Genomic DNA, 6206 nt, shown 5'->3' with positions numbered 1-6206 from the left:
CCCCGCCCCCGCGCGGGTTCCCCACCTCGGCGACCACCTCGGGCGCCGGGCAGGTGGCGCGCCCGTCCCGGCCCACTCTCGCCACAGCCTTCGCGGGGCCGAACAGCATCGGGGCGCTGCGGCTGCTGCTCGCGGTGACGGTGCTGCTGTTCCACGGCTGGGCGCTGAGCGGGCACCACACACCGGCGCTGGGTCGCCAGGAGTACGACGCGGTCGCCCTCAACGGCTTCTTCGCGGTGAGCGGATTTCTGGTGACCCGCAGCGGCATGCGGCTGAGCGTCCCCCGCTTCCTGTGGCACCGGGCCTTGCGCATCCTGCCCGCCTTCTGGGTGTGCCTGCTGCTGGTCGCCCTCGTCGTGGCGCCCCTCGGTTGGCTGCACGACACCGGCTCGCTTGGCGGCTACCCGCTGACCGGCTCGCACGGCGCGCTGCGCTACCTCGCCGACAACGCGCTGCTCCGGATGCGCTTCTACGACATCGCCGGCACGCCCACCGGGACCTTCTTTCCCCTGCCCGGTTCGGGCATGCCGGTCTCCTGGGACGGTTCGCTGTGGACGCTGTGGTGGGAGGTGCTGTGCTATCTCGGCACCGCGGCGCTCGCGGTCGCCGGCCTGCTGCGCCGCCGCCCGGTCCTAGCCGTCGGCGCGGCCCTGCTGCTGCTCGCCGCGATCCACCCGCTTGGCCCCGGCGGCGCGCTGCTGCCGGCCCCCTTCTCCACGGACCTCGCCCGCTTCGGGCTGCACTTCCTCGCCGGCGCCGTGCTGTACCTGTACGCCGAGCGCATCCCGCTGTCGGGCCGGCTCGCCGCGGTGGCGGCGCTCGCGCTCGGCGCGTCGTTCTTCATCACCGACCAACACCTGCTGTCCCCGCTGCCGATGGCGTACCTGGTCGCCTGGCTGGCGGTCCGACTGCCGCTGCGCCGGGTCGGCGCGCGGCGCGACCTGTCCTACGGCCTGTACATCTACGGCTTCCCCATCCAGCAGCTTGCCACCGTGTACGGCCTGCACCGGCTCGGCGCCGTGGTCTACCTGCCGCTGACCACGGCCGTGACGGTGCTGCTCGCCGCGGCGAGCTGGATCGCCGTGGAGGCGCCGGCGCTGCGCCAGAAGAATCGGTGGTCCCGCCGTCGACGGGTGGTCGAGGCGGCACCCGACACCCTCCCCGTCCCGCGCAAAGGCCACTGAAAGTGGCGGGCTTGAGCCTCAACGTGCCGATGACACGCCGCTCAACGCAGAGCCAACACTTGGCGAGAGATTAGCATCACCTTCCGTGCCGCTTCCTCGTCGATTCCTTGCCCCCTCCCCTGCGCCCGCACCCGACCAGCCCACGCGCGTGCTGCTGCTGACCGTCTCGCGCGGGCTCGGCGGCGGCATCGAGCGTTACCTCACCACCGTCGAGGAGACGCTGCGGGCCGGCGGGGCGGACCTGCTGCGGATCGACATGCTGGAGCCGGGAGTCGAGCTCACCGCCGCCGCCCGGGCCCGCTTCACCCTGCGCGCGCTCGACACCGCCCGGCGCTTCGGCCCCGCCGACAGCGTCGTCGCCGGCCATGCCAACCTCATCCCGGTCGCCGCCGCCGCGCTGCGGCTGACACGGGCCCGCTTCGGCCCGGTCCTGTTCTACGGCACCGACATCTGGAGCATGCGCGCCGCCGACCGGGCGATCCTGCGGGCCGATCCCCTGCTGCATCCGGTCACGATCAGCTCCTACAGCGCGGGTGCGCTGTCCACCGTGGGCCTCGCGCCCATCCTGGCGCCGGGCATCTCGCCGGCCTGGCGGACGACGCTGCTCGCCGAGGCGAGCCGGCGCCGGCCGCTACCGCCGATACCCACCATGCTCAGCGTGTTCCGGCTCGGCGACTGGGCGGGCAAAGGTGCGGCGGTCCTGCTGGAGGCGGTGCGCTCCGTCCGGGAGACCCTGGGCCCCGTCCGGCTCGTGCTGGCCGGGCAGGGTCCGGCCCCGGGTGCACTGCACGAGCTGGTGTCCGCGCACCCCGACACCGAGCTGGACGAGTCCCCGACCGACGAGGAGCTCGCCCGGCACTACGCCACCGCCGACCTGTTCGCCCTGTGCACCCGCACCCGGCCACGCGGTCCGGCGGCCAGCGGCGAAGGCTACGGCATCGTGCTGCTGGAGGCCCAGCTCGCCGGGTGCGCGGTGGTCGGCCCGGCCTCCGGCGGCAGTCACGACGCCTACCAGGACGGCGTCACCGGCGCCACCCCCGTCGACGAGTCGGCCGAGGCACTCGCCGACGTGCTGCGCGCCATGCTCGCCGACCGGGCGCGCCTGGCCCGCATCGGCCGCCGTGCCGCCGAATGGGCGGCGGCAGCCACCCGGCCGGACGACTACACCCGGGGAGTGTTCACCGCCCTAACCGGGCGTCCCCACCCGGCCGGCGGCGGGGCGGAGGTCCCGGACCAGCCGCTGGACGCCCCTCGCGGCAAAGCGCGCTCCGGCGCGCCCTCTCACTCGGGAGCATCATGAAGATCCTCGTCGACTGCGCCGGCGCCCGCATCGGCGGTGCGAAACGACTGCTGAACGAGTTCGACCTCTACCTGCGGGACCGCCAGCTGCCCCAGCTTCGGGCGATCGGCCGCGATCACGTCCTGACCGCCCCCTGGTTGCTGCGCCGAGAGTGCCCCGGCGAACGGTACGACCGCTCACTGGCGCTGAACAACGTCTCCTTCATGGTCGCCGGGCGGGAGCGGCGGGTTCTCATCCACGGCCCCCAGCACTTTCTACGGCTGGAGGAAGTGCGCTCGCTCGGGCTGCGGATCAGCCCGGCCGTGCACGCGCAGGCCCCGGTCGTGTGGTCGGCGCTGCGCCGCACCGACCACATCTTCGTCCCGTCGACGAGCATGGCCGAACGGGTCCTGCGGATCGTGCCGGGCGTCCGGGACCGGGTGGTCGTGGCGTTCAACCCGGTGACACCGCCAGACCCGGCGCTGTTGCGAGCCCGGGCGGACGAGCGCCGGGAGCGGGCCGCGGACGCCAGGACAGTGGACTTCCTGTGCCCCATCATCATCACCCCGCACAAGCTGATGACCCGCCGCCTGCGGGTGGGACTCGCGGCACTCGACATCCTCGCCGGCCCGCCCCACCACATCGACGCCACCATCACCGCCACCGCTCAGGCCGCACAGATCGACGATCCCGCGGTGGCGAACCATCCGCGCCTGCGGCTCGTCGGGGAGCACCCGGCGGCCACGGTCATCGACATGATGGTCCGGTGTGACGCCATCTTCTTCCCGGCCGAACTCGAATCCTTCGGCTACCCCATGGCCGAGGGTCGGATGATGGGTGTGCCGGTCGTCGCCCTGGACAACCTCCACAACCGCGAGATCGCCGGGCCGGCGCTGGTCGGCTACGAACGGGAGACCGTCGAGGAGATCGCCGCCGCGCTGCACGCCGCGCTCGACGCGGACGTGAAGCCGGACCAGGACAACCTGTTCGGCCGCGGGCCGTACTTCGACCTGCTCCTCGGCGAGGGCGCCGCGAGCTGAGCGCGGCGAGCGCGGTCGTACTCCGCGCTCGCCACAGCGGCGCTACCGCCGCCGCTCAGCGGGCCGGGTCGGTGTCCGCCGGGACCGGGACGACCCGCTCCAGATCGAACGGGTCGACCGGCGTCGCCTGGGTGGGCACCACGAGCCCGCGCAACGGAGTCGCCGTGTCGGCCACGTCCAAGCGGCGGGCGACCACCAGGTGCTGACCGGCGACATCGTCGTCGACGTCGACGAGCGACGCCATCGGTACAAGATCCAGCTCGCCGAATCCGGCTGCCGTCACGAGTCGGCGCACCTGATCGGCGCTGCGTCCGAAGCAGTTCAGCGCGAGCCGGAACTTCAGCCGGCCCACCGGTCCGCGCTCGGCGCGCCACTGCGCCTCGCTCCGCCAGCGCGGATCGTCGACGACCACATGCACCAGCAGCCGGCCCCCGGGACGCAGCGCGGCGTGCCAGCCACGCAGCGCATGCACGAACGCCTCGTCGGTGAGGTGTTGGACGACGGCGACGGAGTAAACGACGTCAACGTCATGGCCGCCACGGATGAACTCGTCGACGGTGGCGTAGTCCACGTTCGGCGCCGGGTTCAGTACCCGCGCGCAGGCCAGCGCCCCACGGGAGACGTCGACCGCGGTCACCGAATGGACCCGTGGTGCCACGGCCGCAGCCAGATAGCCGGGGCCGCAGCCGACGTCGAGGACATCGTCGTCCATCTGCAGGTAGCGGCCGAGAACCTCGTCGGCGAGTACCTGCCGGGTGCGCCGGATGCGCTCGGCTGCGGCATGGCGGTCATGATCGTCAGGCTGGAAGTAGTGCGGGCTCCATGCCAGCAGGCGCAACGCGACCTCCCGGCGTCGCCGGGCCGGGGTCACGGCCAGCACCGCCGGCACCCATCGAGCGCCGAGAAAGTTCTGCGCACCGGCCGCCGCCACGGCGAATCCCGCCAGCGGGCGTAGCCGACGTGCCCCGGTGGATCCCCTGCCAGCCATGCTCGCCATCCTCTCGGCCGGACAGACGGCACCGAGTGTGCCGCCGAGCACCGGGCCGACGAGCATCGATGGACAGCAGCCACCGAAGATCAGGACACCGATACTAGCCAAGAGTAATGTCGTCGCCACTCATGGTCAATGATCGGAGTGGCGACCCCGATAGTTCTACTCCAGGTAGTCGCGGAGCTTCTGCGAGCGAGACGGGTGACGGAGCTTCGACAGCGTCTTGGACTCGATCTGCCGGATGCGCTCGCGGGTGACGCCGAACTCGCGCCCGACCTCCTCCAGCGTGCGCGGATGGCCGTCGGTGAGCCCGAAGCGCAGCTGGATGACCTTCTTCTCCCGGTCGGAGAGCGTGTGCAGGACCGAGTCGAGCTGCTCCTGGAGGAGGATGAAGCTGGCTGCGTCGACCGGGACGACGGCGTCGCAGTCCTCGATGAAGTCGCCGAGGTGGGAGTCCTCCTCCTCACCGATGGGCGTCTCCAGCGAGACCGGCTCCTGGGAGACCTTGAGAATCTCCCGGACCTTGTCCGGGGTGAGATCCATTTCCTTGGCAATCTCCTCCGGGCTCGGCTCGCGGCCGAGGTCCTGCAGGAGCTGCCGCTGGATGCGGATCAGCTTGTTGATGGTCTCGACCATGTGCACCGGGATGCGGATCGTGCGCGCCTGGTCGGCGATGGCGCGAGTGATCGCCTGCCGGATCCACCAGGTGGCGTAGGTCGAAAACTTGTAGCCCTTGGTGTAGTCGAACTTCTCGACCGCGCGGATCAAGCCGAGGTTGCCCTCCTGGATGAGGTCCAGGAACAGCATGCCGCGACCGACGTAGCGCTTGGCGATCGAGACCACGAGGCGCAGGTTCGCCTCGACCAGCTTGCGCTTGGCGATCTGCCCGTCGCGCTCGATGGCCTCGAGATCCCGCCGCATCTGCGGGGAGGTCTTCTTCGTCGCCACCGCGAGCTTCTCGGAGGCGAACAGGCCCGCCTCGATCCGCTTGGCGAGGTCGACCTCCTCCTCGGCGGTGAGCAGCGGGACCTTGCCGATCTCCTTGAGGTACATGCGTACCGGGTCGGAGGTCGGTGCCTTGAGGGCGAGCTCCTCCTCCTCGCGGCGGCGGCGCGCCAGCAGGTCCGCCTCGTCGGGGTTCTCACCCCCCGCCTCAAGGACCTCGATGCCCTCGTCGTTGAGTACCTGCAGCACCGTCTCGGCCTGCTCCGGGGGCAGCTCCGCCGCCTGGATCGCGACCGTGACATCCTCGGTGGTGAGGAAACCGATCTCCTTGCCCCGGGTGATGAGGTCCTTGACCTCGTCCACCTGGGCTTCGCGGGGTAGGACCGTAGGACTCATGGGCGGAATCTCGTCACTTCCTTCTCGGGATCGACCCAGGTTACGCGGCACCTACGCCCCGCTCCCGGAGTTGATGCTTGTGCTGTTCCAAAGCGATCAGCTCACCGTAGGCACGGTTGAAGGCCTCGGCGTCGGCCACCGGGTTGAGCCGCTGCACCCGCGACTTCAGGTCGGTGATCCGACGTGTCACATGCAACTCCTGTACGCGTGACATCTGTTCGTCGACATAACGATCATCCACATCGTGGTCGCAGAGCACCCTTTCCACGGCGAGGGCGGTGACGGAACGTCGCAGCCCCTCCTCCGTCGCCGCCGCGGACAGCTCCGTCACCCACACGGCGACGTCGCCGGTCCTTGCCAGCCCCCCACCC

At 71.2% G+C, this 6206-nt stretch carries 6 protein-coding genes; 3 read left to right on the top strand and 3 right to left on the bottom strand.

Features of this window, described 5'->3' with window-relative positions:
- The 3 genes from NBZ83_RS29360 to NBZ83_RS29350 form a co-directional block, all read left to right on the top strand.
- Nucleotides 1-1184: acyltransferase family protein (locus tag NBZ83_RS29360; RefSeq protein ID WP_261576251.1), on the top strand; the 1184-nt coding region annotated here is incomplete at its 5' end.
- Nucleotides 1185-1269: 85 nt separating this feature from the next.
- Entirely contained in the window at nucleotides 1270-2484 is a 1215-nt protein-coding gene (locus NBZ83_RS29355; protein WP_261567618.1) for a glycosyltransferase family 4 protein, read from the top strand.
- Nucleotides 2481-3503: a glycosyltransferase gene (locus NBZ83_RS29350; RefSeq protein ID WP_261576250.1), complete on the top strand. Its 1023-nt coding sequence runs from the start codon at nucleotides 2481-2483 to the stop codon at nucleotides 3501-3503. The genes NBZ83_RS29355 and NBZ83_RS29350 overlap by 4 nt, the downstream gene beginning before the upstream one ends.
- A gap of 55 nt (nucleotides 3504-3558) precedes the next feature.
- Here NBZ83_RS29350 and NBZ83_RS29345 read toward each other — a convergent pair whose 3' ends face one another.
- The 3 genes from NBZ83_RS29345 to dnaG form a co-directional block, all read right to left on the bottom strand.
- Complete coding sequence (locus NBZ83_RS29345) at nucleotides 3559-4491, bottom strand: class I SAM-dependent methyltransferase (RefSeq protein WP_261567616.1); 933 nt, start codon at nucleotides 4489-4491, stop codon at nucleotides 3559-3561.
- A gap of 165 nt (nucleotides 4492-4656) precedes the next feature.
- Complete coding sequence (locus NBZ83_RS29340) at nucleotides 4657-5835, bottom strand: RNA polymerase sigma factor (RefSeq protein WP_009739720.1); 1179 nt, start codon at nucleotides 5833-5835, stop codon at nucleotides 4657-4659.
- 40 nt (nucleotides 5836-5875) lie between these two features.
- Nucleotides 5876-6206, bottom strand: a 331-nt coding sequence (dnaG, locus tag NBZ83_RS29335; RefSeq protein ID WP_498041090.1) for a DNA primase, incomplete at its 5' end; no start/stop codon positions are given.

It is taken from the genome of Frankia gtarii, from assembly GCF_025403375.1.
In the GTDB taxonomy this organism is placed as follows: Bacteria; Actinomycetota; Actinomycetes; order Frankiales; family Frankiaceae; genus Frankia; species Frankia gtarii.
The sequence above is the reverse complement of the archived record's forward strand: the minus strand, read 5'-3'. Positions and strand labels throughout refer to the sequence as shown.